Annotated in this window: 4 protein-coding genes; 3 read left to right on the top strand and 1 reads right to left on the bottom strand. The window is 45.7% G+C overall.

Annotated elements, in window-relative coordinates:
- Positions 1 to 400, bottom strand: a 400-nt coding sequence (locus tag IQ260_RS28565; protein ID WP_193996461.1) for a hypothetical protein, incomplete at its 3' end; no start/stop codon positions are given.
- A 208-nt stretch (positions 401 to 608) separates the two neighbouring features.
- On the opposite strand from IQ260_RS28565, the gene ychF reads away from it, so the two are divergent.
- From ychF to IQ260_RS28550, 3 genes are all read left to right on the top strand, one after another.
- A complete protein-coding gene (gene ychF / locus IQ260_RS28560; RefSeq protein ID WP_193996460.1) occupies positions 609 to 1700 on the top strand; it encodes a redox-regulated ATPase YchF in 1092 nt (363 codons plus the stop codon).
- Positions 1701 to 1808: 108 nt separating this feature from the next.
- Positions 1809 to 3092, top strand: a complete 1284-nt coding sequence (locus tag IQ260_RS28555; RefSeq protein WP_193996459.1) for an AAA family ATPase — start codon at positions 1809 to 1811, stop codon at positions 3090 to 3092.
- Positions 3089 to 3736: a retron system putative HNH endonuclease gene (locus tag IQ260_RS28550; RefSeq protein WP_193996458.1), complete on the top strand. Its 648-nt coding sequence runs from the start codon at positions 3089 to 3091 to the stop codon at positions 3734 to 3736. The genes IQ260_RS28555 and IQ260_RS28550 overlap by 4 nt, the downstream gene beginning before the upstream one ends.
- The last annotated feature ends 107 nt before the right edge of the window (positions 3737 to 3843 follow it).

The raw sequence follows: 3843 nt of genomic DNA, 5'->3' as shown, positions 1-3843 counted from the left end.
GTGCTGCAGGCTGCTCTTGAGCCAGGCCCCAATCTAAATAACTTAGGTACTGAGCGGTATTATCGTCAAAACCACCAAGTTCGGATTTCTGATCGGCTAATACCAGCACATACATGCTTCTGTCTTCACGCGCGACATAGAGATCCGCGTCAGGGCGCAGGTCATCTCGCACATCTACCCAGTCCTGCGGTAGCGTCAGCTGGACGTCGCTGGACTCGTTCGTTAATAACTTTTCCCCCGTGGATAAGTTTTGAATCGAGATCGCGTCGATTACATCCTTGGTACGATCACCAAAGCGATCGCAACTCGATAGGCCCAGCACCAAACAGGCTGAAACCATCACCAACGGTTTTATATTGCCAAACATCATCTTGTCCTGGCGTTTCAACTGAAGACGCATTGCTTTATTCCAGACCCACAACAGTTGCTGGCATTTTATAGCGTTCGTCCCGTTCTCAGAACACAATCTCTGGGAAACCGCAATCTTTTACCCATCTGCAACTGTCCTGCAGATACGAAAGCAGTCTAATTACTCTTTTCTAAGACCGCAAGGTTATCGCTTTGACCTATGCTGGACTATGGAAATTTCTTCATAAAAATTAGAGGCCATGCTCAGAGCTGGAATCGTTGGGCTCCCCAATGTCGGCAAATCCACCCTTTTTAACGCGCTGGTCGAAAATGCCAAAGCCCAAGCAGCGAATTTTCCGTTCTGCACCATCGAGCCCAATGTCGGTATCGTGGCAGTCCCCGATCCTCGCCTGGCTGTGCTAACTGAAATTTCTCAATCCGATGACACGGTTCCTGCCCGCATCGAGTTCGTTGACATTGCTGGCTTGGTTAAAGGTGCCAGTAAAGGAGAAGGTCTTGGCAATCAGTTTCTAGCCAATATTCGCGAGGTCGATGCCATCGTCCACGTCGTCCGCTGCTTTGAAAACGAAGATATTATCCATGTTGACGGCTCCATCGACCCGCTACGCGATGCCGAAATTATCAACCTAGAACTGGCTCTAGCCGATCTAGAGCAAATCGAACGCCGTATGGATCGCGTCCGTAAGCAGGCCCGACGCGATCCAGAGGCCCAGGCAGAACTAGCCGTGCTTGAAAAAATTCATCCCGTCCTGGCAGATGGCAAATCCGCCCGCACCGTTGAACTAGAAGACGAAGAGCAGCTTCTAATTAAATCCTTAGGCTTTTTAACCCGCAAACCCATTATCTACGCGGCCAATGTCTCCGAAGACGAGCTTGCTACCGGCAATGACTGGGTCGAACAGGTTAAAACCCTAGCCGCAGAAGAAGACGCCCAGGTCGTTACGATTTCAGCCCAGGTGGAAGCCGAGCTGCTAGAACTCCCTGAGGACGAAAGGATTGACTTTTTAGAAGCCCTCGGCGTCGAAGAAGGCGGTCTCAAGTCTCTGATTCGAGCCACCTATGATCTGCTAGGTCTACGCACCTACTTCACCACAGGTCCCAAGGAGACCCGCGCCTGGACCATCATCGCCGGTATGTCAGCCCCCCAGGCAGCAGGCGTAATCCACACCGACTTCGAACGGGGCTTTATTCGAGCTGAGACCATCGCTTATAACGATCTTGTCGAACACGGCTCCATGAATGCCGCCAAGGAAAAAGGCTTACTCCGTAGCGAAGGAAAGGATTACACTGTTCAAGAAGGTGATGTCATGCTCTTTAGGTTTAATGTCTAGGAGAATATTGTTCAGAAGCTCTGAATTCTAAGCAAGGACAGGGGAATAGAACTGTGGCTTAGAAGTATTGCAATATCTCATCAAGTCATATGTGGGGAAATTAGCTCCATGCACATCAAAACACTGACTCTAGAGAATTTCCGTGGGGCAAGCTCCCTAGCCATTGAACTTCATCCTAAATTAAATGTCCTGGTAGGTATGAATGGTGTTGGCAAATCTACTGTGATTGATGCCATTGCCATCATGCTGTCATGGGGGGTTAATCGTATTCGACACTCTGGAACATCAGGCCGTCCCATAGCCGAAACAGACATCACCAATCAAAAGTCATCAGCCTCAATTGAGATTTGCCTCTATAAAGACAAAGAAATTAAGTGGAGACTGGCCAAAAGTCTTAAGGGGCAGGCTTCTCAATACAAGCCTAGCAACCTTACACAATTAAGCGACTACGCGAAAAAGATACAGACACAAATCTCAACCAATGGACAAAATGCAAATATTCCTCTGTTTATTTACTACCCAGTAAACCGAGCAGTTCTCGATATTCCCTTACGTATTCGAAAAAAGCATAGCTTTGGGTTATTGACAGCCTACAACGACGCGCTGGAACGCACAGGAACTAACTTTCGTTCGTTTTTTGAGTGGTTTAGAGAACGTGAAGATTTAGAAAATGAAAATAAAGTCCGACATAGCCAACAAGCGTCTGATGGACTCGCAAACGGTCTAGATTATTGTGATCCTCAGCTCAAGGCTGTTCGCGATGCCCTACATAGATTTTTGCCAGAGTTCAGAAATCTGGCTATTAGGCGTAGCCCCCTAAGAATGGAAGTTGAGAAAGATGGTCAATGTCTAAGGATCGATCAACTTTCTGATGGAGAAAAATGCTTTATCGCTATGATTAGCGATCTAGCTCGTAGAATGGCCATCGCCAACCCTGTAGGTGACCCTCTTGAGGGAGAAGGAATCATTTTGATTGACGAAATCGACATGCACTTGCATCCCAAGTGGCAACGAATGATTGTTTCGAAGTTGCTCGATGTATTTCCAAATTGTCAATTTATACTTTCAACTCATTCACCTCATGTACTTAGTCACATACAACCAGAAAATATATTTCTTTTGTCATGGGGGGCCGAAAGTATAGTGAGTCAAAAGCCATTGGAATCTTATGGGAAGAATACCGACCGCATACTAGAAGATTTAATGGGTTTGGACACTACTCGCCCAGACATAGTTAGTTCGGATCTGCACACAATTTACGAAATGATCCAGAATAATCATCTGGATGATGCAAAAAATAAAATTAAAACTGTCCGCCAGACAATTCGAAATGATCCTGAGTTAGTCAAAGCAGAGGTACTGATTAGGAGAAAGGAAATCATTGGTAAATGAAATATATCCAGAAACAGCAAGAGCCCCAAAGTTTCACAGACTGGAAAAATAGGGCAAATGCTGATTGGCAACCCACTTATGACACATTACGGGGAGCTGTTAAAAACGACGTTAAAACAGCGCTGTTAATTGAGCAAGGCCACCTCTGCTGCTACTGCGAAAGTAGTCTGACCGATGAGGATTCACACATTGAACATTTCAGACCACAGCATGATCAGGCAATTGATCCTATAGATTTCTCAAATTTACTATGCTCTTGTCAAAAATATTTACAGAAGGGAGAGCCCTTACATTGCGGAAATCTAAAGGGCTGTTGGTTTGACGAAAATCTTTTAATTTCGCCGTTAGAGCTAACCTGTGAAACGCGATTTGCATTTACAGCTGATGGACATATCAAGCCAAACCAAGCCATTGATGCTGCTGCCCTTAAAACCATTGAAAAATTAGGTTTAGATATCCCAAAGTTGAGAGCGCTAAGAGCAAATGCCATTGCTCCTTTCTTAGAAGACAGCTTATCGGAAGAAGAGCTAAAAAGGTTCGTAGAAGGCTATCTAGAGTTCTCGGAGAATGGCAATCAGCTCAGTGCATTTTGGACCACAATTCACAATATATTTCAACCCCACATAGGGCGTGTCATCAATTAGATAGACGAAAAAATCGATAGGTATTTCTATCATAAAGTCGTCGATAACGATAAGAGGACAATGACGAACCGCCGATATGCCCTGCGCGATGACCAATGGGAGCGGAT

Origin of the sequence: Leptolyngbya cf. ectocarpi LEGE 11479 (genome assembly GCF_015207065.1) — a bacterium.
GTDB classification, from domain to species: Bacteria; Cyanobacteriota; Cyanobacteriia; order Phormidesmidales; family Phormidesmidaceae; genus Leptothoe; species Leptothoe ectocarpi.
This window is presented reverse-complemented; position numbering and strand designations above follow the sequence as displayed.

Excerpts from the sequence above, each read along its gene's own strand:
- ychF (WP_193996460.1), top strand. The coding sequence starts at position 609 with ATGCTCAGAGCTGGAATCGTTGGGCTCCCCAATGTCGGCAAATCCACC.
- IQ260_RS28555 (WP_193996459.1), top strand. The coding sequence starts at position 1,809 with ATGCACATCAAAACACTGACTCTAGAGAATTTCCGTGGGGCAAGCTCC.
- IQ260_RS28550 (WP_193996458.1), top strand. The coding sequence starts at position 3,089 with ATGAAATATATCCAGAAACAGCAAGAGCCCCAAAGTTTCACAGACTGG.